The sequence below is a fragment of the Agarivorans sp. TSD2052 genome (assembly GCF_023238625.1).
Taxonomy (GTDB): domain Bacteria; phylum Pseudomonadota; class Gammaproteobacteria; order Enterobacterales; family Celerinatantimonadaceae; genus Agarivorans.
Map to the genome: position 1 here is coordinate 611282 of NZ_CP096670.1, position 25494 is coordinate 636775.

General features: G+C 44.4%; 28 protein-coding genes. 12 read left to right on the forward strand and 16 right to left on the reverse strand.

Going from position 1 to position 25494, the window contains the following annotated elements; translation table 11 throughout:
• Positions 1–15: 15 nt before the first annotated feature.
• Positions 16–633 (reverse strand): TetR/AcrR family transcriptional regulator, encoded by a 618-nt coding sequence (locus M0C34_RS02840; RefSeq protein ID WP_248714145.1) that lies wholly within the window; start codon positions 631–633, stop codon positions 16–18.
• Between the two features lie 293 nt (positions 634–926).
• Between M0C34_RS02840 and hpt the strand changes: the two genes are divergently transcribed.
• From hpt to trmB, 4 genes are read left to right on the forward strand one after another with little or no spacing between them, the layout of a single operon-like run.
• Entirely contained in the window at positions 927–1457 is a 531-nt protein-coding gene (hpt, locus tag M0C34_RS02845; RefSeq protein WP_248714146.1) for a hypoxanthine phosphoribosyltransferase, read from the forward strand.
• Positions 1458–1513: 56 nt separating this feature from the next.
• Positions 1514–2431 (forward strand): ABC transporter ATP-binding protein, encoded by a 918-nt coding sequence (locus M0C34_RS02850; protein ID WP_248714147.1) that lies wholly within the window; start codon positions 1514–1516, stop codon positions 2429–2431.
• On the forward strand, positions 2428–3201 hold the full coding sequence (locus M0C34_RS02855; protein WP_248714148.1) for an ABC transporter permease: 774 nt from the start codon (positions 2428–2430) through the stop codon (positions 3199–3201). Before M0C34_RS02850 ends, M0C34_RS02855 begins: the two co-directional genes overlap by 4 nt.
• Positions 3198–3875: a tRNA (guanine(46)-N(7))-methyltransferase TrmB gene (trmB, locus tag M0C34_RS02860; protein WP_248715585.1), complete on the forward strand. Its 678-nt coding sequence runs from the start codon at positions 3198–3200 to the stop codon at positions 3873–3875. The genes M0C34_RS02855 and trmB overlap by 4 nt, the downstream gene beginning before the upstream one ends.
• On the opposite strand, the gene M0C34_RS02865 is transcribed toward trmB, so the two are convergent.
• The 12 genes from M0C34_RS02865 to M0C34_RS02920 form a co-directional block, all read right to left on the reverse strand.
• Positions 3872–4705 carry a nitrate- and nitrite sensing domain-containing protein gene (locus M0C34_RS02865; RefSeq protein WP_248714149.1) on the reverse strand — a complete coding sequence of 278 codons (834 nt, stop codon included), beginning with the start codon at positions 4703–4705 and terminating at the stop codon, positions 3872–3874. The genes trmB and M0C34_RS02865 overlap by 4 nt on opposite strands.
• 1 nt (position 4706) lies before the next feature.
• On the reverse strand, positions 4707–5798 hold the full coding sequence (locus tag M0C34_RS21240) for a methyl-accepting chemotaxis protein (protein WP_305883150.1): 1092 nt from the start codon (positions 5796–5798) through the stop codon (positions 4707–4709).
• A gap of 17 nt (positions 5799–5815) precedes the next feature.
• On the reverse strand, positions 5816–6277 hold the full coding sequence (locus tag M0C34_RS02875; RefSeq protein ID WP_248714150.1) for a hypothetical protein: 462 nt from the start codon (positions 6275–6277) through the stop codon (positions 5816–5818).
• A gap of 241 nt (positions 6278–6518) precedes the next feature.
• The gene (panD, locus tag M0C34_RS02880) at positions 6519–6899 is read right to left on the reverse strand and encodes an aspartate 1-decarboxylase (RefSeq protein ID WP_248714151.1); all 381 of its coding nucleotides are present in this window, start codon (positions 6897–6899) and stop codon (positions 6519–6521) included.
• A 10-nt stretch (positions 6900–6909) separates the two neighbouring features.
• Positions 6910–7773: a pantoate--beta-alanine ligase gene (gene panC / locus M0C34_RS02885; protein ID WP_248714152.1), complete on the reverse strand. Its 864-nt coding sequence runs from the start codon at positions 7771–7773 to the stop codon at positions 6910–6912.
• On the reverse strand, positions 7774–8568 hold the full coding sequence (gene panB, locus M0C34_RS02890; RefSeq protein ID WP_248714153.1) for a 3-methyl-2-oxobutanoate hydroxymethyltransferase: 795 nt from the start codon (positions 8566–8568) through the stop codon (positions 7774–7776). It abuts the gene before it with no gap.
• A gap of 56 nt (positions 8569–8624) precedes the next feature.
• Positions 8625–9125 carry a 2-amino-4-hydroxy-6-hydroxymethyldihydropteridine diphosphokinase gene (gene folK, locus M0C34_RS02895; protein ID WP_248714154.1) on the reverse strand — a complete coding sequence of 167 codons (501 nt, stop codon included), beginning with the start codon at positions 9123–9125 and terminating at the stop codon, positions 8625–8627.
• Positions 9126–9127: 2 nt separating this feature from the next.
• Positions 9128–10468 (reverse strand): polynucleotide adenylyltransferase PcnB, encoded by a 1341-nt coding sequence (gene pcnB, locus M0C34_RS02900; protein WP_248714155.1) that lies wholly within the window; start codon positions 10466–10468, stop codon positions 9128–9130.
• Between the two features lie 121 nt (positions 10469–10589).
• Positions 10590–11462 (reverse strand): tRNA glutamyl-Q(34) synthetase GluQRS, encoded by an 873-nt coding sequence (gene gluQRS / locus M0C34_RS02905; RefSeq protein WP_248714156.1) that lies wholly within the window; start codon positions 11460–11462, stop codon positions 10590–10592.
• Positions 11463–11531: 69 nt separating this feature from the next.
• Positions 11532–11975: an RNA polymerase-binding protein DksA gene (gene dksA, locus M0C34_RS02910; RefSeq protein ID WP_248714157.1), complete on the reverse strand. Its 444-nt coding sequence runs from the start codon at positions 11973–11975 to the stop codon at positions 11532–11534.
• Positions 11976–12307: 332 nt separating this feature from the next.
• Positions 12308–13009, reverse strand: a complete 702-nt coding sequence (gene sfsA, locus M0C34_RS02915; RefSeq protein WP_248715587.1) for a DNA/RNA nuclease SfsA — start codon at positions 13007–13009, stop codon at positions 12308–12310.
• Positions 13010–13149: 140 nt separating this feature from the next.
• On the reverse strand, positions 13150–13926 hold the full coding sequence (locus M0C34_RS02920; RefSeq protein WP_248714158.1) for a substrate-binding periplasmic protein: 777 nt from the start codon (positions 13924–13926) through the stop codon (positions 13150–13152).
• A 198-nt stretch (positions 13927–14124) separates the two neighbouring features.
• Here M0C34_RS02920 and hrpB point away from each other — a divergent pair, with 198 nt between their 5' ends.
• The 3 genes from hrpB (at position 14125) to M0C34_RS02935 (ending at position 18663) form a co-directional block, all read left to right on the forward strand.
• Positions 14125–16599 carry an ATP-dependent helicase HrpB gene (hrpB, locus tag M0C34_RS02925; protein ID WP_248714159.1) on the forward strand — a complete coding sequence of 825 codons (2475 nt, stop codon included), beginning with the start codon at positions 14125–14127 and terminating at the stop codon, positions 16597–16599.
• A 235-nt stretch (positions 16600–16834) separates the two neighbouring features.
• A complete protein-coding gene (locus M0C34_RS02930) occupies positions 16835–17341 on the forward strand; it encodes a porin family protein (RefSeq protein ID WP_248714160.1) in 507 nt (168 codons plus the stop codon).
• Between the two features lie 116 nt (positions 17342–17457).
• The gene (locus tag M0C34_RS02935; protein ID WP_248714161.1) at positions 17458–18663 is read left to right on the forward strand and encodes a patatin-like phospholipase family protein; all 1206 of its coding nucleotides are present in this window, start codon (positions 17458–17460) and stop codon (positions 18661–18663) included.
• Between the two features lie 264 nt (positions 18664–18927).
• On the opposite strand, the gene M0C34_RS02940 is transcribed toward M0C34_RS02935, so the two are convergent.
• On the reverse strand, positions 18928–19167 hold the full coding sequence (locus M0C34_RS02940; RefSeq protein ID WP_248714162.1) for a hypothetical protein: 240 nt from the start codon (positions 19165–19167) through the stop codon (positions 18928–18930).
• On the opposite strand from M0C34_RS02940, the gene mrcB reads away from it, so the two are divergent.
• The 3 genes from mrcB to M0C34_RS02955 all read left to right on the forward strand — a co-directional run bounded on the left by mrcB (position 19157) and on the right by M0C34_RS02955 (position 22882).
• Positions 19157–21361, forward strand: a complete 2205-nt coding sequence (mrcB, locus tag M0C34_RS02945; RefSeq protein WP_248714163.1) for a penicillin-binding protein 1B — start codon at positions 19157–19159, stop codon at positions 21359–21361. The genes M0C34_RS02940 and mrcB overlap by 11 nt on opposite strands.
• Positions 21362–21389: 28 nt before the next feature.
• Positions 21390–22043: a dUTP diphosphatase gene (locus M0C34_RS02950; protein ID WP_248714164.1), complete on the forward strand. Its 654-nt coding sequence runs from the start codon at positions 21390–21392 to the stop codon at positions 22041–22043.
• Between the two features lie 647 nt (positions 22044–22690).
• Entirely contained in the window at positions 22691–22882 is a 192-nt protein-coding gene (locus tag M0C34_RS02955) for a hypothetical protein (protein ID WP_248714165.1), read from the forward strand.
• Between the two features lie 93 nt (positions 22883–22975).
• Here the strand turns inward: M0C34_RS02955 and M0C34_RS02960 are convergent, their stop codons facing one another.
• Positions 22976–23170 (reverse strand): hypothetical protein, encoded by a 195-nt coding sequence (locus M0C34_RS02960; RefSeq protein ID WP_248714166.1) that lies wholly within the window; start codon positions 23168–23170, stop codon positions 22976–22978.
• A gap of 213 nt (positions 23171–23383) precedes the next feature.
• Between M0C34_RS02960 and M0C34_RS02965 the strand changes: the two genes are divergently transcribed.
• Together M0C34_RS02965 and M0C34_RS02970 are read left to right on the forward strand one after the other, a co-directional pair.
• The gene (locus tag M0C34_RS02965; protein WP_248714167.1) at positions 23384–23758 is read left to right on the forward strand and encodes a YbaN family protein; all 375 of its coding nucleotides are present in this window, start codon (positions 23384–23386) and stop codon (positions 23756–23758) included.
• 59 nt (positions 23759–23817) lie between these two features.
• The gene (locus tag M0C34_RS02970; protein ID WP_248714168.1) at positions 23818–24099 is read left to right on the forward strand and encodes a hypothetical protein; all 282 of its coding nucleotides are present in this window, start codon (positions 23818–23820) and stop codon (positions 24097–24099) included.
• A gap of 65 nt (positions 24100–24164) precedes the next feature.
• Here the strand turns inward: M0C34_RS02970 and hemL are convergent, their stop codons facing one another.
• Positions 24165–25448 (reverse strand): glutamate-1-semialdehyde 2,1-aminomutase, encoded by a 1284-nt coding sequence (gene hemL, locus M0C34_RS02975; protein ID WP_248714169.1) that lies wholly within the window; start codon positions 25446–25448, stop codon positions 24165–24167.
• Positions 25449–25494 lie beyond the last annotated feature (46 nt).

The following is a 25494-nucleotide window of genomic DNA, read 5'->3' on the forward strand; positions in this document are numbered from 1 at the left end:
CTTATTTGTACTGTACTACTGGCCCGGTGGGCGTAATAATGAAAGTACAAAGTCGTTAAGGAAGTCAACCACTTCTTGACGCTCAGGACTATCTGGACGATTCATCATTTGAACCGCTAAGTATAATCCTGCGTTAATTGCTTGCGCCGCTTGAAGGGCATTCAATGCACTGCTAATTTCTTTATTATCGAAACCTGCTTGAATGCTTTCACCAATCTGTTGATTGATTTTGGCCATTACTGCGCTAAAACGAGGCCAAACATCTTCACGAACCGACGAGCTCCACTCTAACCAAATATGAATGATATCTGAGTTTGTGTAGGCTAATTCGACCAGTGCAGATAAGTGATGTTGAACGGCAGTGATTGCGTTCTCATCAGAAGGGTAAGTTTGTTCAACTAGACCCAACATGGTTTGCTCTACTTCAGACAGTACCGCGTCAACCAAGTCTTCGCGGGTATTAAAGTAGTTAAAGGCAGTGGCTACCGATACATTGGCCAATTCAGCAATTTCGGCGTGACCGGCACGACCAATACCGCGACGGGCAAAGATTTCAACAGCGCATTGCATAAGTTGTTTACGACGGACTTCCGGCGACAGCCGGGTACGGCGTCTTAGTGTGCTAGTTTGCATAAGTTATTCTCGCGTTTGTTATTTTAATTGATATTAAAATTATTATTTTTAAGAGGCATTTGTTGCTTACCATTTTAGGTGAAAATCATCTAAAATATGGCGTTCGCTTAAATGCGAACATGCAGATACCTTCAATTGAATAATAGTGTATTTACAAGCCAATTAATAGTTACTGATATAAGTAACTAATGATTTTTTTGTTAATGCATTGATATTCTGTATATTTAAGTGTCAATTGACATTCATACTCGGTAACAAATTGCTGATAAAGCAGCTATCAATAGGTCCAAATTATGAAACATCGCGTAGAAGAAATGATCAGCGAACAAAAAATTGCTGAACGAGTTGCAGAAATAGGCAAAGAAATAAATGCTGCCTATCCTACTGAACGCAAATTAGTGTTAGTGGGTTTGCTGCGCGGTTCATGTATTTTCCTCTCTGATTTAGCGCGTAGAATCGACTGTAAACTGACGCTCGACTTTATGACTGTCTCTAGCTATGGCAGCAGTATGGTCAGTACGCGTGATGTCCGAGTACTTAAGGATCTAGATGATGATATCAAAGGCTGTGATGTCATCATCGTTGAAGATATCATCGACACGGGTAACACCTTATGCAAAGTGAGAGAGATGCTAAGTTTAAGAGAGCCTAATAGCGTGGCTATCTGTACGTTATTAGATAAACCCTCACGTCGAGAAGTCGAAGTGCCAGTAGATTGGGTCGGTTTTAGTATTCCTGATGAGTTCGTTATTGGTTATGGACTTGATTTTGACCAGTACTACCGCAATCTACCTTATGTAGGCAAAGTGATACCGCTGGATTAAGCGGATATAACTGGGCCTAAGGGCCCATTTTTTTTCTTTCAATTAAAGTTGTGATTATGCAGGCGTTATTAATACAAGGTTTACAAAAAACCTATGCTGGCGGTGTGCAAGCTGTAAAAGGGTTCGATTTAGTGGTCGAGCAAGGAGACTTCTTTGCATTGCTAGGGCCAAACGGGGCTGGCAAATCAACCACTATTGGGATAATTACTTCCTTGGTCAACAAGTCTGCGGGCAGTGTTAAAATCTTTGGTCATGATATTGACCAAGAATTAGAAGCCGCCAAGTCTTTTGTGGGTTTGGTTCCTCAAGAATTTAACTTTAACCAATTTGAAACAGTGTTGCAGATCGTAGTCAATCAAGCCGGCTATTACGGTGTTCCTCGCGCTTTAGCTATGCAGCGAGCTGAAAAGTACTTATCTCAGTTAGATTTATGGGAAAAGCGCAATGCCCGTGCTCGCGAGTTATCAGGAGGCATGAAACGGCGTTTGATGATCGCCCGCGCACTCATGCATGAACCTAAGTTGCTGATACTGGATGAACCTACCGCTGGTGTCGATATCGAGTTGCGTCGTTCAATGTGGGCATTTCTGAAGCAGCTAAATACCCAGGGAATTACTATCATTCTCACCACTCACTACCTTGAAGAAGCAGAAATGCTATGTCGTAATATTGGTATCATTGATAAGGGTGAGCTGGTCGAAAACACGTCTATGAAGCGGCTATTATCAACCCTTAATTTGGAGACTTTTATTTTTGATATAGAGAGTCGGCATCAGGCCCTAATTTTAGATGGTTTCGTTTCTCGCTTGGTAGATGACCATACCTTAGAAGTCGATGTAGAGAAAAGTCAGAGCTTAAATAAGGTGTTTCGTCTGCTAGATGAAGCTGGGGTATCAGTTCGTAGTATGCGTAATAAGGCTAATCGTTTGGAAGAGTTGTTTGTCACTTTAGTCGCCAAGGGAAGAAAAGCATGAAACTAGCCTTATACACTACCGCGCTTAGCAGCATTCTAACTAAAGAAATTATTCGGTTTGGCAGAATTTGGGTGCAAACATTGGTGCCGCCGGTTATCACTATGAGTTTATATTTTGTTATTTTCGGTAACTTAATTGGTTCTCGTATCGGTGAAATGGGTGGCTATAGTTATATGCAATTTATCGTCCCGGGATTAATTATGATGTCGGTGATTACTAACTCCTATTCCAATGTTGCATCATCATTTTTTAGCTGTAAGTTTCAGCGAAATATTGAAGAGCTACTAGTCGCCCCGGTCCCTAACTACATTATTATTCTGGGCTTTGTGGGTGGAGGGGTAGCGCGCGGTTTGTCGGTGGGCTTTATTGTTACCATGGTATCGCTATTTTTTGTTCCCTTACAGCTGCATAGCATTGCTGTGATTGTTTTAACGGTGTTTCTCACTTCCGTATTATTTGCACTAGGCGGTTTAATTAATGCCATTTATGCCAATACCTTCGATGATATTAGCATTATACCGACCTTTATTTTGACCCCTTTAACTTACTTGGGAGGGGTGTTTTACTCTATCAGCTTACTACCCGATTTTTGGCAGGGGGTATCGCAGATTAATCCCATTGTTTATATGGTTAATGCATTTCGTTTTGGTTTTTTAGGCATCAGTGATGTGTCTTTATGGTTTTCCTTTAGCATGATTTTGGGTTTTATTGTGCTGCTATATAGTTGGGCATTTATTTTAATTAAGCGTGGTTATGGGTTGAGATCATAATGGAAGGTAACTCACGCAGCGTTAGTTCTAATCAACAAGGTGTTCATGAAAAACTTGAAAAGGTGGTATTGCGTCACCTAAACGAGCCTTTTCAAAAGCCTTATCAGCAGCATACTTTAGATGCATTTAGGCAGCTTGAGAAACAAGTTTCAGTGCTGGGACGGCCAATTGTTTTAGATTCCTGCTGCGGTACCGGGCTAAGTACTGCGGCCTTGGCTCTCCTTCACCCAGAAGCGGTCGTGATTGGTTTAGATAAATCAGCTCACCGCTTAACCAAGCATCATGCTCATTTTGATCAGGAAGGGCAAAACTACCAATTATTACAGGTGGACCTGAATGATTTTTGGCGTTTAGCTTGTGACGCTGGCTGGCAACCTAGTCATCACTATGTGTTGTACCCAAATCCATGGCCTAAGTCTCGTCATTTACAGCGACGTTGGCATGGTAGTGCGGTATTCCCTTATATGATAAAACTAGGTGGGCAGTTAGAGTTACGCAGTAATTGGTCAACTTACCTAGAAGAGTTTCAAATTGCATTGCGCTTAGCTGGCCATACTAGCCAGCTAAATCAGTACCACAGTGATAATCCGATTACCGCCTTTGAGCGTAAATATCTCAACAGCGGCCAGCAGCTTTGGCAGCTGCGTAGCTACTTAAGGCAATTCGTTGGCTAGTGTTTGGTGTTTTGTTGCTCTAGGTGAGCGATCCCTGCATCAAATAGCTGATATAAGCCCTCTAATACATTACTGGCCTGTTGAAAGTAGTCACTCACTGAAATAGAAGGCTGCGGCTTATTGATCAACTCGACTTCAATGGTAGTCAGTAGTTGCTCTAATAATGACTGATATGCAGAGTCTTGTGGCACAAATACATGGGCAAAATGATTAAGTGATTTGGCGTCAATTTGACCTATTTTATTATGCAAGAAAGCCAGCCGTATCCTCTCAACACTGGTACTCTTTTTAGCCGCAGCTAAGCCTGAGCCCAAGGCTCTAACCTGGCCTATAGACTCCGCAGTCTCTAGCAGCTCATGCCACAGGAAGTCGATATTTTTGTGTTGTTTACTTAAGCTCGACAAGCTGTAAAAAGTGGCTAAATCTTGGGCCAAGAACAGAAGGTTTTTAATCATCAAGCTGTGTTGGGCGATGTTGTTTTCAAGGTTATTACTGCGCCAGTTTTGTTGTAAACGTGGCCAATGTTGATGAAAACTGTCCCAGCGAGCTTGCTGGCAAATAAATCGATTTTCGGTGAGGCTATGCTGACAACGATGTATATGCTGTTGCTGGCGCTCTAATTCGGCGTTGGATTGTTTATCACCATTGAGTATGGCTGAACTGAGCCCTCGGTGTTTTTGTAGTGCTACCACCAGATCTTTTAACAATTTTAAGGCCGCTAAGCCTGCGTATTGCTGGGCGTTTTGGCGCTTTGTTATGAGCAGTGAAATGCAGGCTCCAATAATGATCAAGCTTACAATACAGGCGGCGATTATGGCACTGGTATTCATATCAAGCTCCTTGCTGGCTTAACACACTGAGGTGCTTGGCAATATGGGCGCTTTGCTCTGCGCTCTCGGTGTTGCTACGAGCAGAATCTGCTACTTGGTTGATATGAGCCGATAGTTCGATTGTGGCTGCATGTTGTTGTTCGCTATTGCAGGCAATGATTTCTGTTTGTGCTTGTAACTCATGGTTTTTATTATAAATCGCCCCCAGTTGTTGATGAGAGTGATCAACCGTAGCTTGAATTTGCTGAGCTTGATTGGTGAGTTGGGTGATTTGTTCTACGACTTGATTAATGCTGGTTTGTACGTCTTTCATACTATTGCTGATTTCATTGGCTGATTGTCGGCTTCGATTGGCAAGGTCTCTTACTTCGTTAGCCACAATGGCGAAGCCTCGCCCGTGCTCGCCAGCTCTTGCTGCTTCTATGGAGGCATTTAGGGCCAGCAGGTTGGTTTGCTCGGCTATCTCTTCAATGGTTTTCGAAATGCCACTGACAGAATGAGATTTTTGATGTAGCAAGGTGACCTGCTCGAGGCTGGCTTGCCCTTTAACCAACATCTCGGTGGTGACTTCTAGGGCCGCTGCTGTTGCTTGCTGCCCTTGTTCTGAAAATTGCTTGGCTTCAGAGCTAGCTTGCGCAACATTTTTTACTTGTTCTGCAACGTCTTTGATACTTTCGCTCATTTCAACTACGGCACTTGCCGATGCTTGGCTTGCATCGGCTTGCTGAATAGCTCCGCTAGCAACCGATTGTGCTTGTAGAGATAATTCTTTTGAACAATGGTTAATTTCGTCTAATGCATCTTGTTGTTGTAATACCTTTCGTTGTTGCAGCTTGAGTATGTCTAATTGTTGGTGACGGGTATCTTGAAAAAAATAAGCGGCGAGGCCCTTAGTGTGCACTCGTTCGGGCTGTTGCACTTGTTTGAGTAGTAAATTGATAATGTACAGGCTAACAATGGTCAGACTTATACTTAAGCAAGTTAGGGCAACTGCATTGATGTAGTCATGCTTGTGAGTGTTTAGCAAGCTTAAACAAATCAGTGCTAGGTAACTCATCACTAATGTACTAAATATTGCGGAGGCTTTGCGCATATCCGCTCCTTGTGGTCTTAATGGCTATCATGTTTTCCTATAGCTAAAGCAAGGACCGTTCCCTTTTGATATTTTTGTTTAAAAGGTGAGCAAGGGGCATGTTGGCAGAGCATTAACATATGCTGGTGGTGATAACGCAGCATAGACAGCTGAAAACACCCTTTTAGGGCTTGCCAGTGCAGCATTAGATCATCTAGCTGTTGGTTTGGCTGGTAGTTGATTTGAGCATTCAACAAAACCAATATTTCGTCAATTTGCTCCTTGGTACTTTCGAGTTCGGCGGGCGAGAATAAAGGGTCGCCAAGTTTCTGGGCCTGCAATCGCCAATGTCTGCGTAATATCTGGCTAAGTGACTTTAGTAATTGGTTTTGCTCTAAGTATTGTTGATTATCAACACGGCGATGTGCTTTCACTATAGCCGGAATAGGCATTAGCGCTAATAACAGTAGACCGAAAAAAATCAGGTATAAGCTCAGCACGACTACACTCCTGTGCGAGAAGTTAAATACACCTTTGAACAAAGCAAAAAACAAACCACTACCTTGCTAAAGCAGTAATTAAGGTCATTTAGGGGGGGCTTAATACACACTTGTTAAGCAAGCGTGTTAAATTTATGTGTCGACTGTTAAAAACACAGGTGTTGAGAGGGATAAAGATGAGTGAAAATAAAATGAGCGCGCCAAATTGGTGCGCCCTGGGATCTCCTGCACTATTTTGGGCTTAAGCCAATTGAACAGGGATATCTTTGCTGGTTCTCACTACATCATTGTGTTGATTTAAGTAAACCAGCGACGGTTTGTGTGCTGCTGCTTGCTCACTATTGAGGCCTACATAAGCACAAATAATGACTCTATCTCCTACTGCTGCACGGCGTGCTGCTGCGCCATTGACTGAAATGATTTTTGAGCCTCGCTCTCCTGAAATAGCATAGGTAGAGAAACGTTCACCATTTTCAATGTTATAGATATCGATTTTCTCGTATTCGATAATACCGGCTAGGTCTAGAATATCTTGGTCGATTGCACAGGAACCTTCGTAGTTCAATTCTGCATGGGTAACACGGGCTTGGTGTAGCTTGCCTTTAAGCATAGTGGTTTGCATCAGTTTCTCTCTATTGATCGACAATTGGGTTTAATTCAATCACGCAATTATCTATTAGCCTTACCTCGCCTAAGAAGGCTGCGACAAGGATAACGGCGCGGCGTGATTGCTGAGTTAATGGCTTAAGGGTATCGGCATCAACAATATCGATACCGTCACAGACAAAACCTTGTTGCTCAAGTTGCGCTTTAGTACGAGTTTGCAAGGCCTGTCTATTATCATGGCGCAACTCGGTGGCCATTAACTGCATGTGTTGGGCAAGTTGTGGGGCAAGGTGTCGCTGTTCAGCGCTTAGCCGATTGTTACGAGAGCTCATTGCTAGGCCATTGCTCTCACGCACTGTGGGTAGGCCAATAATGCTAATCGGCAAAAGTAAATCTTCGGTCATTTTACGGATCAAGGCTAATTGTTGAAAATCTTTCTCACCAAAGACCGCAACATTAGGTTGAACCAAATTAAATAGCTTACAGACAATGGTAGACACGCCATCGAAATGACCGGGACGCAGCGCGCCTTCAAGCATGGTAGATAATCCCGGTACTTGAACTCTAGTTTCTTGTTCTAAGCCATTGGGGTATAAGGCGCTAGCTTCTGGTACAAACGCTAAATTGGCACCCGCCGCCGACAGAGCCGCCAAATCTTGCTCTAAGGTGCGAGGGTAGTTTTCTAAATCTACAGAATTGTTAAATTGCATAGGATTCACAAAAATCGATACGACCACATAATCACAATGCGCCTGTGCTTCTTTCACTAAGGCGATATGACCCGGGTGCAGATTGCCCATAGTCGGGACAAACCCAATGCTAACTTGCTGCTGGCGAACGCTATTTAAAACCGCGCGTAACTCATTCGGTTTACTTACTAAGTGGGTCATTTAGTTAAAACTCTGTGCTTCACCTGGAAATTCGCCTGATGCTACTTGGGCTAAGTAGCTACTAATTGCGCCACGAATATCCCCACTGTCTGCCAAGAAGTTTTTTGAAAACTTAGGTATATGGCCTTTGCTAATGCCAAAGGCATCATGCATGACCAGAATTTGACCATCAGTGACGTTGCCAGCACCAATCCCAATAACCGGAATACTTAGCGCTTCGGTGATGGTTTTAGCGAGTGCAGTTGGAATACATTCAAGTACCAACAATTGAACGCCTGCAGCTTCAAGCTGCTTGGCATGGTCTAACATTTGTTGCGCTTGCTGTTCAGTGCGGCCTTGAACTTTATATCCACCAAAAAGATGCACTGATTGTGGTGTTAGCCCAAGGTGACCGCATACAGGTACGCCTCGCTCAACTAAGCCTCTAATCGTTGCGCTTAACCATTCACCACCTTCCACTTTAACCATTTGTGCACCAGCTTGCATTAGCTTGGCTGCGTTATGATAAGTTTGCTCTGGTGTGGCATAAGACATAAATGGCATATCTGCCACAATCATGGTGTTTTCGGTACCACGAGCCACACAGCGAGTATGGTAGGCGATGTCTTCAATGCTAACAGCAAGGGTATCTTTGTGGCCTTGCAGCACCATTCCTAATGAATCACCAATTAGTAGAAGGTGCATGCCTAGCTCATCAAATAAAGACGCAAAGCTCGCATCATAAGCGGTGATACAGGAGAATTTCTCGTTGCTTTGCTTAAATTTTAGTAATTGAGAAACCGTTATTCTGCTCATAGTTGGTTACCGTTTACACCGTTTGGGGTGTAAATTTATTGAGTTAATATTTCTAATTAAGCCCATTCAACAGGGCGTTTGAATATTTGTAATCCATTACTATCGATAGATTCTGCTAAATTTTGCACTGTACATCCGTCGGGCAAGCATAAATCTACGGCTATTTCAGCAAGCGGTAATAATACAAACTCTCGCTGCTTCATTCCATAGTGAGGGACAGTTAGACGAGGGTTATTGATTGTTTGGTTGGCATAGAGCAATAAATCCAAGTCTAAAGTACGCGGGCCCCAACGTTCTTTCTTTCGCTGACGACCTTGCTGCTGTTCAATTTTTTGTGTTAGGTCGAGCAAGTCGAGAGGAGGTAAGTCGGTGTATAGTTCCAACACCGCATTGAGATAGTCTGGTTGGTCTTGCGGGCCCATAGGCCGGCTTTGATACAGCGATGAACAACTCGCTAGGGCTAAGTTGGGCTCAGCTGCCAGCGCGCGTCTGGCAGCAATAGCTTGATTCAGGGGATCCACAAGGTTACTGCCTAAGGCAATAAAACAACGTACCATTATTAACTGTCTGTTTTTTTAGGTTTGCGTGTTCTACGGCGGCTCTTATTACGGCCGGATGCTTTGTTCAGCTCTCTAACCATAGTATTTCGGCCTTGCTCATTACTGCGCTGCCATTGTTGCCACCAGTCTGCTAGCTCAAGGAGTTTGCTGTCTTGCGTGGCTTTAGCTCGTAGTTCCAAGAAATCAAAAGCAGCTCTGAAACGTGGGTGGCCAAAAGTTTGGAAGGCCCGCTTACCAAAGCGGCGGTCAAGGCGTGCTTGCAGCTGCCAGATTTCACGAATACCGGTAGTAAAACGTTTTGGAATGGCGACATTCTTACATTGTTGCTCCAGTAGCCAATTCATCGCCATGGCTGATGCGTCGTGTTCACCCAACGACAGCTCGATAAGCAGCTCGTCCTTTTTAATTTCTAATAGGGGCCACAACAGCGCTGCAAAAACAAAAGCTGGGGTCACTTTCTGATCACCGCGTACTCGTTTGTCGGTACTCGCTAATGCCATCAACATGAAGCGTAGCTCTGGCGAGTCTTCGTCCCATTGTTGCAATAAGGGCTTGAGAAGCGGGAATAGCGGGTAAAGTAGCTGTGTGTCTGCCATCATTTTAAAGGTGGCTTTACCGTCACCGCCTAAGAATAACTTGAGGCATTCTTCAAATAAGCGTGCTGCCGGAATATCTTTAAGTAAATGGCCATATTGTGCGATAGGGTCACGACTTTCTTTGGCAATACTGAAATCGAGTTTTACTGCGAAACGCACTGCGCGAAGCATTCTTACCGGATCTTCGCGGTAACGGGTTTCGGGATCACCTATCAATTGTAAGCGGCGATCGGCAATATCGCTGATTCCACCGGCGAAATCGACGACTGAAAAATCGGCAATGTTGTAATAAAGCGCATTAACGGTAAAGTCTCTTCGTTCGGCATCTTCTTCAACATTACCGTACACATTATCGCGAAGCAGCATACCTTCTTCACTGCGCTTAGACTCGGTATTGGCCGCATCGCTGTCATGGTGACCACGGAACGTTGCTACTTCAATGATTTCACGGCCAAATAAAATATGGGCTAATCGAAAACGGCGACCCACTAAGCGGCAGTTACGAAATAGCCCCTTTATTTGTTCTGGCGTGGCGTTGGTTGCAATATCGAAGTCTTTAGGTTGTTTACCTAATAGTAAATCCCTTACTCCACCACCAACCAAGTAGGCGTTGTAGCCTGATTTGTGTAAACGATATAAAACTTTGAGTGCGTTTTCACTGATGTCCTGACGGGATATATTGTGTTCGGCACGCGGGATCACTTGCTGCTGCATTGCTACTGGTTCAGTAGAATTTGGCTGCATGATCCGTTTATATACTTTGGCTAGCTTGCGTAAAATGGGTGCCCCCTTGAGCGCGCATTATCAACATGGTGAAAAATAAGGCGCTAATATAGCTTTTTTACACAGAAATACAACCAATTCGCTAGTTAGACATTGAGTTTTTCGGTATCTCTGTTAATCGCCAATTGGCTATCGCTTTGTTTAATATTTGTTCACAGCTTAGCTCAAGCCAGCCAGCTTCGCTTGTTTGCCCTAAATAAGTTAACGCTTGCAGTAATAATCGCTGATTTTGTTTACTTGAAATCGAGGGGGCGTGGTTTTGTTTACTGAGTTTATTGCCATGCTCATCAAGTACTAGCGGAAGGTGTAAATACTGAGGCGCTGCTTTACCCAACAATTTGAAAATAGCTAATTGACGGCCAGTGGTAAGGATTAAGTCTGCTCCACGAACAACTTCGGTAATGCCTTGCTCTGCATCGTCTAGGCTGACCGCGAGATTATAGGCATACAAGCCATCACGCCGTTTAACAATGAAGTCTTCTTCCGCTATAGCGGCAGGAATATCTACTTGGCCGTAGCATAGGTCATCAAATTGATATATCGCTGCATGGGAGTGCAGTCGCGTCGCATAGTGGTCACCTAATAAGCCTTTATCTAGACAAGTACCGCTATAAACGCCACCACTAGCCTTAATCATTTTACGGGTGCATTGGCAATGATAGGCTTGTTGTAGGTGTAACCAATGGTCGATGTATTGTTGATAGCGGGCAAGATGATGGCTTTGGTAGAGGACAGAGCCATCCCAATATAAGCCAAATTGCTCTAGTTGTTGAAGAATCAAGCTACTGGCGCCCGCTTGCTCTCGTGGAGGGTCAATATCTTCTATTCTGACTAACCATTGTCCGTTTTGGCTTCGCGCTTGCAAAAAGCTACCAAGGGCAGCAACCAAAGAACCTAGGTGAAGTGGGCCTGAAGGAGAGGGGGCAAAACGGCCTACGTAGGGCTTAGCGCTCATAGTTATAGTCTTAAAATATAAAGCTAGGCAGATGGATGCAGTTGCATATCTGCCTAAACTTTAACAAAACTAGCCGACCAGTTGTTTCTCTTTGATCTCAGCTAAGGTTTTGCAATCGATACACAAATCAGCTGTGGGCCTTGCTTCTAAACGACGAATGCCGATTTCCACGCCACAGGCATCACAAAAGCCGAAGTCATCTTCAATTTTCACTAAAGTTTTCTCGATTTTTTTGATCAACTTGCGTTCGCGATCTCGAGTACGAAGTTCAAGGCTGAACTCTTCTTCTTGTGCTGCGCGATCAACTGGGTCAGGGAAATTAGCCGCTTCGTCTTTCATGTGCGTTACTGTGCGATCTACTTCTTCACGAAGTTGATTGCGCCACGCCTCTAGAATAATTCGGAAGTGGTCAATCTGAGCATCGTTCATGTACTCTTCGCCAGGCTGAGCTTGATAAGGTTCAACCCCTGCGATAGAGAGCACACCTAGTATTTTCTTTTTGCCTTCTGGCATACTTCTCTCCCAAATTCCGTACGACTTTATGAGTGTAATAGTCGAGGATGTAAATTAGGCGGGTATCTATAGCAGAAAGGCTAACGTACCGCAAATGAATTGCCGTGAATTTGCTGTTTTCACCTAAGCTAAACAAAATATCTTAGACTGTTTGCTGGTTTTTTGACCATTCCTCCAAAGTGGTAAATATACTGCTGTGAGCGCAGTAAGAGGGTCGCCCGACGACTTACGGCCTAGTGAGGCCTTATTAACTATTCTCTATGGTGGCTTGTTTAAACCCTGTGTAACCATAGCTAAATTATAGTCTATAAATGCATTTTTTAAGCTGGGTTTTAATAGGTGGGTAAGGCTTTAACTAAACGGCATGATTTAGGATTAAGCTTGGCTTTATAAGCCAACACTTCAACTCCTTGTTGTTTCGCTAGATCGAGCAATTGCGCATAGCTAGGATCAACATGAGCCGCAGCTCTTACGCTGTTGATACCACTATGTAATACCGCAAACAACAGTACCGCGCGGTGCCCTTGTTGTTTCATGTCTATCAATTCACGCAGGTGCTTTTGTCCACGCGTACTTACCGCATCAGGGAAATAGCCATTCCCCTCATGGAGTAATGTGCAAGATTTAACTTCAATGTAGCAAGCGGTTCGCTGAGGATCTTCTAACAAAAAATCGATGCGGCTGTTTTCGCTGCCATATTTAACTTCGCGACGCAGACTCGCATAGCCTGCTAGCTCGCCAATTACATTTTGAGTGATGGCTTGCTCTACCCATTGATTAGCCTTGGCGGTATTGACACAGATTGTATGGCCATCGGGCGTTTGGCTTAACTCCCAGCTCAGCGGGTATTTACGTTTTGGGTTCTCTGATTGGCTGTACCAAATTGTACTTCCGGGTTCAGCGCAACCGGTCATCGCGCCTGTATTAGCGCAATAAATAGTGGTTTCGCTGCCATCGGCTAGAATAACATCGGCCAAAAAACGTTTATAACGTTTAACTAGGGTGGCTGGCTGTAGTGGCGATTCAAATGACATGCTGTTTTTTAGAATGAGTAAGTAATGAAGCCATGCTAACACCTAAGCAGGGCCTTTTGTTAAGTAGAGGCTGCAAGGCTTGCTTAGGTGTGAGCGGTTCATCCACGGTAAACGCCGCTGTTCGGCGATAAAGCGAAGATTTATTGTCGGTATTTGTTGATGTATTTATTATTGATGTTTGCCACTGTGCCATCTTCTTGCAAGGCTTCCAGCGCATGTTGCAGTTGTTGAACTTTTTGGTCTGAGGTCTGTAAATTTAAACCTATGTACCCAGCTTGTGTTTCAATAGGAGTGAAGGATGACTCGAGCTGATTCATTGAAAGGCCGAGTTCTTTCATTTGCATAATGAGTGTTAACTCGCTGCTAATTAGCAAGTCTATTCTGCCTGCGAGCAGCTTTTTTAAGTTTTGTTGTGGGCTGGTGACAGCCGCAATGTTTTTGCCATCTTCAAAGCCTTGCTTAAGTAAGAACTTGTGGTTAGCCACATCTCTCACTACTCCTACAGTGTATCTTTTTGCATCTTCCAAGGCGTTTATGTCTATTTCAGGGCGATTCTTCAATTTATAAAAATACATCGGTTGCGCAGCTACGATAGGCCCAACCCATTTGAATAATGATTCTCTTTCGGCAGTTCGATATAACATATAAATTAGCGTACCTTCTTGATTTAAGGCTATTTGGTAAGCTCGCGCCCAAGGGTAGACATCAATATCAAGTTCTAAACCCGCCTTTTTGAACGTGGCCTCAACAATATCGGTTGCGATACCGCTTAGCTGACCGTCTTCAAAAAACATATAGGGAGGCCAAGAATCTATAGTCATACCATGGCTAGATTCTTGGGCATTTGATGTCGCCGATAGGAAGATGCCGATTAGGGTAATTTTCAAAAAAATAAACTTCTTTGAAAATATAATCATTTAAATTTAGCCTCTCTAGATTCGGTGAAAATTATTAGGGTATAAACAAGACCATCTCCACCTAGTTTAGCCCTAATCTGTTTTGGTTGTTGTTAATATGCCATAGCAACAGCTAAACGGCCGTAAAACACTTACTTGGGTAGTTGAAGCTGTTTGGGTAAACTAAGCGGGTTTATCCCCTTAGGTTGAGGAGCTGCTTTGAGCGCGCTACCGGTAGCACAAATTTTTCCCGCTTTATTAGAGCATTTGCCTGCTCAGCAACATTTTATTGTTTGCGCGCCTCCCGGGGCGGGGAAATCGACCGCCTTACCCTTGATGCTGCTTAAGCAGGCAATGTTAAATGGTAAAATCATTATGCTTGAGCCGCGTCGTCTTGCGGCACGTAATATTGCGCAATACTTAGCGAATCAGCTTGGTGAAAAGGTGGGCGAACGGGTAGGTTATCAAATGCGCGGTGAAAACCGGCAATCGGCTAAAACCCAACTGCTGGTGGTCACTGAAGGTGTGTTAACTCGCTTAATTCAAGCCGATCCTGAATTGGCCGGCGTGGCCTTAATTATCTTTGACGAATACCATGAACGTAGCATTCATGCCGATTTGGGCTTGGCGCTTAGCTTGGAGGTTCAGCAAGCTTTTAATCCTGAGCTTAAAATAATGCTGATGTCAGCGACCTTGGAAAGCGAGGCACTGCAGCAATTGTTGCCAGAGGCGGTATTGTTAGAAAGTGAAGGGCGTAGTTTTCCAATTAGCTACAGCTACCATCCACTTAATCGTGATTGGCAGTGGAGTGAACGCGTTGCCCAAATCACCGCCAAAGCCTTGGCTGAGCAAATCGGTAACGTGTTGGTATTTTTACCGGGTAATGCTGAAATTCGCCAAGTGGCGCAGCAACTTGCTCCCAACTTAAGCACAGATATTGAACTGCATAGCTTGTACGGTAAGCTCAGTTTGGCCGAGCAACAAGCGGCAATTCAAGCGCCAGCAAGCGGTAAACGTAAAGTGGTATTAGCAACCAATATTGCCGAAACGAGTCTCACCATTGACGGTATTAGCTGTGTGGTTGATAGCGGTTTAGAGCGGCAAGCTTCATATCATGCCACCAGCGGAACTACACGCCTGCAAACAAAAATGATTTGCCGGGCGTCTGCGATTCAGCGGGCGGGGCGAGCTGGCCGCTTACAAGCCGGTCACTGTTATCGTTTATTTAGCGAAGAGCAACTGAACCACCGCCCTTTTGCCAATAGCCCAGAAATTTGTCGTAGTGAGTTAAGCCGCTTAGTCATTGAGCTATTACAATGGGGGGCAACAGCAGATGAATTACAGTGGTTAGATCAACCACCTCAAGCACACTTAGCGCAAGCTAAGCAATTATTAGAAGATTTGGATTTAATAAAGCAGAACCATTTAACCGATCGTGCTAAAGCGGTGAGTGGTAGCGGTTTAGGTCCACGCTGTTTGGCGATGTTAGAGCAAGCGCAGCAGTGGCAGCAACAACTACCTTTGCCTGGCTTGTTGTGGCGAGCTTGCGAGCTAGCTGCCTTGCTAGACATTAATGCACCATTAAATGCTAGTGAGCCTAATCTGGCTATTTTACAGTTGCAAGGTGCTGCTAAACAGCAATATAAGCAGCAGTTAGCTAATTTGAGCCAGCGCTTTACGTTGAATCCGCAACAATCACTTGATGCAAGTTGGGACGGTCTCCTATTAGCGCAAGCTTTTCCCGATCGCATCGCTGTAAAGCGCCAATCTAATAATTATACGGCGAGTGCGGGTTTTGGTTTGGAGTTAGCTCAAGAACAGCAGTCTCTCGCTAAACATAAAGCCTTGGTAGTGGTTGATCTATATTGGCCAGAAGGGCGCAATCAAGGTCGTATCGCCTTAGCCTGTGATGTGGATTTGAGCCTACTAGAAAAATGGCAACCACAGCGGTTTACCTCGCAACTACATTGTCTGTGGTCTGAGTCGGCAAAACGAATAGTTGCCGAGCAACAGCAACGACTTGGTGCCATAGTGCTGAGCGCTCAGCCAGCCGAGCAAGTGGCTCCTGAGTTAGTGGCGCAAGCATGGCTAGAACAAATTAGGAAAAAAGGTTTTGCTTGGCTTCCATTAGGTGATAAGGCTGCCGCTTGGTTAGAGCGAGTTCGTTGTGCTGAACGCTGGTTTGAACAGTTAGCATTAGCCGACTTTAGCGAGCAAGGGCTACTTAGTGATGCAGACCAATGGCTAAGCATACACTTACACACTTGCCGTAACTGGCAGCAGCTAAAAAATATTGGCTGGCTAGCGGCATTAAAATCGCGATTAGACTGGCAACAACAGCAGCAAGTTGAAGTGTTAGTGCCAAGTCACTATTTGGCTCCGTCGGGCAATCGAGCGGCTATTCGTTATCAATTGGGGAAAGCGCCGGTAGTGTCGATAAAATTACAAGAAATGTTTGGTCAGCCGCAATCACCACAATTAGGCAACAAAATTGCTATTACCTTAGAGCTATTATCTCCGGGAGGTAAACCCCTTCAGCTTACGCAAGACTTGGCAAGCTTTTGGCAATCTGCCTATGTTGAGGTGAAAAAAGAAATGAAAGGGCGTTACCCAAGGCACCCATGGCCAGACGACCCGATTAGTGCTCAAGCCACTCACAAAACTAAGCGACAGCTTAATTACTCCAAGCAGTGAACGACGTTTTTTCACCTGCAGCGCCTAATACAGTCTAACCGTTTGGCTCCATTTATTGTCATAAATATCGTGACAGTATGTGATGCTGGCAACGGTATATCCGAACAATTTATATCGATATTATTCTTGGCAGTGGCGAGCTTGGCCTCGTCACAACAAAGACTTTAATGCCGCTAAGTGCTGCTCTAGTTAAGGCAGTTAGCGATCACCCTTTATAAATTATGAGATTACCATTATGAATAAGAAGACTTTTTTAGGCGCGTTAATCATCGCTTCAGTTTCTAGCGCTACGTTTGCAGCTGACTTAGATTGGTTCGCTGGTGCTGGCGTGGGTTACCAAGCTGATAATATTAAAGGTCAGTACACTGGCGGGGATGACGATGCTACCTTCCAACTGCGTGGTGGCGTTATTATTGATGAAAACCACCGAGTAATGGGTACTTATGCCTACATGGACGAGTTAAGCCAAAACAGCTTCCTTGCATCTTATGATTACCTATATTCGTTGAATGACCAGTTTAGCCTATTTGCTGGCGTGTCAGCAGGCGCTGCAGATAGTGAGATTAATGAACAAAGTTCTACTGAGTTTGTATGGGGTGGGCAGGTAGGCGCGATGTATAAAATTAACCGTCATTGGAGTACTGAACTAGCTTATCGCTACTTAGAGCAAGATTATGAAGAAGCTGGCTTCAAGCTAAATGATACCCAACAAATAGTATTGTCTGTTGATTATCATTTCTAACAACGCACATTGCTATTGGCTGAGCAAGGACGTCAGCCTAGCCTTCATGTAACTTTCAGATTTTTCCCTCTTAAATCCACTTAGCCGTAAAGCCCTTCAAGCTGGAGGAACGACCATTGACTAAACAAACGTTTAGCGTTTATATCTTCAATGCACTGCGTAAGTTAGTGATGTTCATTATAGTGCTTGTGTTAGTTGCCTGCAGTGGTCATTCGGCTAGGCATGCTTCACAACACTCCGAACTGATGTCTCCACTCGCTACTTCGGGGATCCGTTATTGGGACGGCGAAAGCAAAGAAATTACGGGTCATGATTTGGCTAGTGAATACCAACAAATTATAAGTAGCCGACAAAGCCGTAAACGTGGGCTGCCTGATGATGTTTATCATTTGGCTTTATCTGGAGGTGGGATTAACGGAGCGTTTTCTGCAGGGGTACTTAATGCCTGGACGGTAAATGGAAATCGACCTGAATTTGATTTGGTTACCGGAGTATCAACGGGTGCAATCGTGTCAATCTTTGCTTATTTGGGGAGTGATTACGACCAAACCTTAAAAAACTATTACACCAATACCAGTATGAGCAGTCTATTTGAGCTAAATAGTGTTCTTAGTATGCTCGGTGGGAAGCCAGCATTAAATACTAAAGGTTTTGAAGAGAAAGTTCGTAGTTATGTTAATACTGAAACCGTCGCTAAGCTAGCCAATGAACGCAGCAAAGGGCGGCTATTAATTATAGGCACCACTAACTTAGACAATGAAAAGATGTCAATGTGGGATATTGGTAAGATTGCTCAGGTAGGTACTCAGCAGTCCGTTGAGATGATTCAGAACATCATTATTGCGAGTAGTTCGGTTCCAGGTGCGTTTCCAGCACAAACGATTATTGTTGATGACGGCAAGCAACGTTACGAAGAGTTACACGTAGATGGCGGTGTATCTCGTCAAGTATTTCTTGCCCCTCAATGGGCTTACCATAGCCCATATCTAGCCGGCTTACCTCAGCACGTTTACGTTATTCGTAATGGTGTGCTAAAACCCAATTATCAGATTATTGAGAACAGCCTTACCGAAATAGGTTTGCGCTCTATTTCAACTATGATCCGCAATCAGGGAATTGGTGATGTTGAACATATTTACCATTTTTCTCAGCGCCACAAAATGAGCTTTCACCTTGCTTATATTGATAACGATTTCCCTTTGATAAGTGAAGAAGCATTTACCAAAGAGTATATGACAAGCCTTTACTATTATGGATACCAAAATATGCTAGCTAAGCAACTCTGGGAAACGGTGCCCCCGAGTTTACAATTGGCTCATTAATACTGGCAGATTTATCTTTGCGAATTCAAGTTTTAGGTTTGGCCTCTTGGAAGGGCTAAGCTCCTTGATAAGGCGTGTTATGCTCAATTAGGTCTGCTATCTAGTGATCGGCCAGCGAGTCTACATGACTTACATGACCCGGGCTTATAATCAAGTATGTCGCTTCGCGATACCTTCGTTTATTTTGTGCTTAAAAAAGCACGCCAGTGGGAGTATCCTAAAGCCACTTTTGACTTACTGACGCTAATTAGCTTGCAGTAAGCCTTAAACCGCATGTTTATTTAGCAGTAAGGCAGTGATGACTCCAAAACAGCCCCATTCTTCGGCCAAAAAGCCCATCCCAAAAAAAACGACTGCTAAAAAGCCCGCCGCTAAAACCAAACGAGCGCCGGCAAAAAAGGCGGTTAGCAAGCGCAAATCAAAGAAGGTTTCCAATAAACCTTCATGGAGCAAACGAATTTGGCGAATAAGCTGGAAGCTCGCATTGGTTGGTATGGTACTCATTGTTGCTTGGGGAGTCGTTCTTGATAGTAAAATTCAGCAACGCTTTAATGGCGAAAAGTGGCAGTTGCCCGCGGCGGTGTACGGCCGTGAGCTACAGCTATACCCCGGCTTACGATTAACGCGTAAAGAGTTGCAGGACGAACTGGCATTACTCAATTACCGTAAGGTTAAACGGGCCAAGCGGGGTGGCGAATACGCGGTATCGAAAACTAAAATTGAAGTTGTACGGAGGCAGTTTGAATTTGCAGACGGGGTGGAGCCTGAGTTAGCTATGTTGTTGACCTTTAGCCCTTCTCGTCTGTCTAAAATTCAACATCGTGATAGCGGTGAAGAGATTGCCCAAACTCGCTTAGATCCGGTGCTACTGGAACGGCTAAATGTGGCTGAGCAAGAAGACCGTTTGTTTGTCCCCTTAAGTGATATACCCGAGTCGCTTAAGCAAGCATTGATTCTTACTGAAGATCGCCAGTTCTATCAGCACGATGGAGTATCGCCAATGGCAATAGCGCGGGCTTTAGTGGTGAATGTGCGCGCTGGTCGAACGGTGCAAGGCGGCAGCACTCTTACTCAGCAATTAGCGAAGAACTTTTTCTTAACCCGTGATCGTACCTTATGGCGAAAACTGCAAGAAGCATACATGGCGTTACTGATTGATTTTCGTTACGGTAAAGACGAGATACTCGAGAGCTATTTCAACGAAGTTTACTTAGGTCAAAATGGGAGTAATGCGGTACATGGCATTGGCTTAGCCAGTTATTTTTATTTTGGCCGACCAGTCAACGATTTGTCGATAGAGCAAGTGGCTTTGCTGGTGGCTATTATTAAAGGGCCTTCTTATTATGACCCTTGGCGACGCGAGCAACGCGCGCTTAATCGACGAGATTTAGTATTGCGAATATTAGCTGAAGAAGGTGAGATATCGGCCGAGCGATATCAGCTAGCGGTGAAACAGCCTTTAGGTTTAAGCCTGCGTGGCAGCATGGGTTATCAAAGAACCCCTGGTTTTGTTTCTTTAGTGCGCCGTGAACTTCAACAGCATGCCGGGAATTGGCGAAATTATAATGGTGTTAAAGTATTTACGACTTTAGATCCATTATCGCAGCGTCATGCGCAAACTGCCGCTTATACGGTGCTAGAACAGCTCGATAAGGGCGGTAAAAAACAATTAGAAACCGCCATGGTGATCAGTGAACGTCACAGTGGCGCGATTAGAGCGCTGATAGGTGGGCGAGAAAAGAACAATCAAGGCTTTAATCGCGCCTTAGATGCCCGCCGTCAAATCGGTTCGTTGGTAAAACCCTTTGTCTATTTAACAGCTTTAGAGCAAGGTCATCAATTGGGAGAACTCTTAGATAACAGTCCTCTATCAGTGCCTTTAGATGATGGAACTAAGTGGCAACCGAACAACTACGACAAAACGTTTAGCCAGCCAGTGATGCTAGTACGGGCCTTGGCGGAGTCTCTCAACGTACCTACAGTTCGCTTAGGCCTCGAAGTCGGGGTTGATTCAGTGGTGGATACCCTTAGAAAAGCCGGTTTAGAAGAAGATACACAGCCCTATCCTGCCTTATTATTGGGGAGTTTAAGTTTATCGCCGTTTCAAGTTGCGCAACTTTACCAAACTCTTGGTGGTGATGGTGAGCACCGCCCCTTATATGCAGTGCACCAAGTCAATGACGGTCAGGGCAATGTGTTGTATAAAGCAGATGTCAGCGCCGAGCGCCGCTGGTCAGAAATGAGTAACTACTTGACCCTGTATGGAATGACCGAGGTGACCCGCAGCGGCACGGCTCGTTCATTAAAGTGGCGAATTCCCAAAGTAGATTTAGCCGGTAAAACCGGCACGACTAACGAATTACGTGATAGCTGGTATGTGGGGATCGATCAGCGAGAGATTGTCACTGTTTGGGTGGGTAGAGATGATAATAAACCTGCCGCAGTGACGGGATCAGCGGCAGCCTTGCCGGTGTACGCGGCGTACTTAAAAACCTCTTACCCGCAATCTCTTAGAGCGATGCAGCCCGAGCAACTTAGTTGGGTACATTTCGCCCAAGCGAACGGGCGGCCGACCTCGGCAGGTTGCGGAGAGTCTAGCTTACTGCCTGCGCCTCGTCGTCAAGCCGACTTGGCTGAAGGATGTGTACAACAAAGCGCTAAAAAAGCAACAAGCTGGCTGAAAAGTTTATTTAATTAAGCAATCATTTATCGAATAAGGACTCGTCATGTTACAAGCAAATCAAGCGCAAGTAATGTTGCAACTGCAAGACAATATGAACGCTAAAGTAAATCCTGATTGGTTAATCACTGGTTCTCCATTTTTGCGGGCGGTGGTGATTGAAGGGGCGGAAGCGATTGAGCATCACGGCTGGAAGTGGTGGAAAAAGCAAGATTGCGACCTAGAGCAACTGCAAATGGAGTTAGTGGATATTTGGCACTTTGTATTGTCAGAATTATTGTTACAAGCAGATGGGAGTCACTCCGCAGCTCAAGCCTATATCTTTGCTAATATCGACCAAGCGACTATAGATTTTGACGGTAAACAATGGCAGTTTGCAGAGCTTAACTTGCTTGAAAAGCTAGAATTAATGATTGGCTTAGCGGCGGCCAAGCGCACTAGCATCGGTTTGTTTTCTGCTTTGTTGAAAGATTGCCAAATGAACTGGCCAGATTTATACGTGCAGTATGTCAGTAAAAATGTATTGAATTTCTTCCGTCAAGACAATGGATACAAACAAGGCACTTACCGAAAGGTATGGGATGGCCGTGAAGATAACGAACACTTAGTCGAATTAATGGGCTGCCTAGACATCGGTTCAACTAGCTTCCAAGAAAATCTCTATGAAGCCCTGCATCAACGTTATGGCTTATCCAAATAGCTTTAGATGATTATTCTGAATATGTAGTGAATTGTACCAAGTTGGTGTGTTGTTGCGCCCAATTGGTACAAAGCCGACAATTAGCCAGCAGCTTGCATTTATAGAGCATTTACCGGTAAAGATGAAAGTGTTGCTGAATGATAATTAATGAATTATTTATCTAAATGCGACGGGCTGGTTTTCACCTTTTGGTTTTTTTTGCTGTTGTTGGCTGTTGCTTGATCTTGGTCTTGTTATTGCAATCTTACTATTGTGAGTTTAAGCGTAGTGCTTAATACCGACATAATGTTAAGTAGTAGGGGTGTATATTATGGCTGTTTCAAGTTTTAGAGGTGCTTCTGGTGCCAGTTTTTGTCCGAGTAAATCAACAGACCAACAAACGCGTAAAGCGGCTAAACCGATTAGCTAACTACAGCGTGTTTAATCTTACCTAGAGCGTCTGCATTGTCGTGGGCGTTTCTATGCTATGCCTGATAGAAATTAAATATTTCATTCTTCCTCACTCTTAAGTGAAGGAAAAACTTCACCTTTTACTCTTTCTGCAGAATTTCTTCTAATTAGCTCAAAATATCTGAAATATTACCACGCTCTGGTAGGTCTTTTAGATTATGGCTGCGCAGTCTTGGCTCATTACCAGGAGAAACAATATGAAAGCCTTTACTACAACATTACTCAGTGTGATTTTCGGTACAGTATTACTGTTTAGTACTGCTACTCAAGCGTCGATTAGCCCCGCAGTTGGTGCTCAAGATAGTTTGCAAATAGGGCCCAGTGGTGTTGATCGCCATACCTGTCAGCGAGAGAAAATGCGTGGCGAAGTACAATCACCATTTTGTTAGGCAGTGCGATAACACTAAAAGCGATGTAGGTTTACATCGCTTTTTATCTTTAGCTTGCTAGATTATCGTCAAACTCCATTCACTCATTCTTAACTAAGCCCTTGGGCGATAGCTGTCGTTAAATGCAGAACATTCAAAGTCATCAACCAACCAAGCTTGAGTCTCATTGGTAACGATTATTTGTTTAGCTAGTGGGTAATCCCGCGGGCTACTTGACAGTACTTTTACAGATGATTTAACCGTTGGCTTTTGGCTCAAAAACGTTTCTTTTTGGATTGCTTCAAACATAACGAACTCCTAGTTTAATGTTTGCGCCTTAATAGGGCGCTTTAGCTGCATTTTTAATCCGCCCGCAAGTTAGCGATAAATCGGCGGTAGAACCAAATTACCATTTTGGCCATCTAGATGTCTAATTTATTTATGCACATATAATAACAATTAGTTATTAATTGTCGCGTTTATCGGTAGAATTCGAGGATGTGGATAACTTAAAAGCTCTCGATGATGTTAAAGCTGTTTTTCATGCTGGTGGCTTGGATATCGGTATTGTTAGGTACCTTAGGTATCTTTTTGCCGCTGTTACCTACCACTCCGTTTATATTGCTAGCAGTCGTGCTGTTTTCTAAAAGCTCGCCGCGTTTTGAATTATGGCTGCTGCAACATAAAGTATTTGGCCCCCTAATTAATAATTGGCAACGCTATGGTGTTGTTAGTCTAAAAGCCAAATGCAGTGCCACGCTAATGGTAGTGATTTCGGCTGGGCTTATGATGTGGATGAATGTGCCGTTGTTTGCTCGAATCATCGCGGGTAGCTGTTTATTTTTAGTTATGTGCTTTTTGTGGAGTCGGCCTTCAAACAAAGAAAATATTCGATAATATCCTCTCCTTTGTCTATAGTTTTAATATTATCAATAGTGGCGATTCAAGGAGTCGGCATGCGCTCAATCCAACTCGGCTTATTACTCTTAGTTATCGCCATTAGTGTCTTGGCTGGCAATGGCAGCGAAGTGTCTAACATTAACTGCAGTGGTACTTGGATCCGTTCAGAAACTGACAAGCTAACGTTGATCAGCGCGTGTGGGAAGGCTGAGTACTCGGAAGTGGTAAGTGGTGATAATAATAATAAGTTAGAAGGCTTGCTCTACACGATTGATGGCAAGCGATATGTTATCTATTTAAAAACAGGCCGAGTTACAAAAATAGAGTGGTTACACTAAGCAATTATCGCTTTAACTACCGCCCATTCTTAGCCATATGAGACTAAGAATGGGCTGTTAAGTACTTATTTCAATTTAGCAAAACAGCGTTCAGCAGCGGCGATGGTTGCGTCAATATCAGCCTCACTATGGGCGTAAGAAGTAAACGACGCTTCAAAAGCTGACGGTGCCAAGTAGATGCCTTCTTCTAACATCATATGAAAAAATTGCTTAAAGCGCTCAGCATCACATGCGCACGCTTGGGCAAAGTTACTAACACTGTCTTCCTCGGTAAAGAAAAAGCCTAGCATTGCGCCTGCTTGGTTTACTGTTAGCGGAATGCCTTGGCGTTTAGCCGCGGCTTTCAAACCGCTTGCTAAACGTTCGGTAATGGCATTTAAGTGTTGATGTACAGCAGGATCGCGCAGTGCGGTTAAGGCTGCTAAACCTGCCGCCATAGCAATAGGGTTGCCTGATAATGTTCCTGCTTGATATACCGGGCCAACAGGGGCGAGGTAAGCCATGATTTCTTTACTGCCGCCAAAGGCGCCAACTGGCATACCTCCACCAATCACTTTGCCCAAGCAGGTTAAATCTGGTTCTACTTGGTAATGCGCTTGCGCACCGCCGAGCGAGACACGAAAACCGGTCATAACTTCATCGATAATAAACACGGCTTGGTACTTATCACAGATTGCGCGAAGGCCTTGTAAAAAGCCTTCTACAGGGGGGATACAATTCATGTTGCCGGCCACTGGTTCAACGATAATACAGGCTATATCGTCAGGGTATTCAGCAAACAAGGCTTCTACCGAAGCTAAATCATTATACGTGGCAGTCAGTGTATGTTGGGCTAAATCAGCAGGAATACCTGGCGAGCTGGGCTGGCCAAGAGTGAGCGCACCTGAGCCTGCCTTCACTAACAGTGAATCTGCATGGCCATGGTAACAACCTTCAAACTTCAAAATTTTATCGCGTCCGGTGTAGCCTCGGGCTAAACGAATTGCACTCATGGTGGCTTCAGTGCCTGAGTTCACCATACGAACTTGGTCCATTGACGGCACTAACTCGCACACTAAGTTAGCCATTTCTATTTCAGCCGCAGTAGGCGCACCAAAACTTAAGCCTTTAGCGGCGGCATCCACTACAGCTTGGTAGACCGCGGGGTGGTTATGTCCCAAGATCATTGGTCCCCAAGAACCCACATAATCTATATAGCTTTTACCATCGGCATCAAAAATGCGGGCGCCATCGGCTCGTTCAATAAATACCGGTGTACCGCCAACGCCATTAAATGCGCGAACCGGAGAGTTTACGCCGCCGGGAATGGTTTGCTGGGCTTGGCTAAATAATTGTTCTGAACGAGACATAAAGCATCCTATTAAATCTTAGTTACTGGCCGCTGAGGCACTAAAT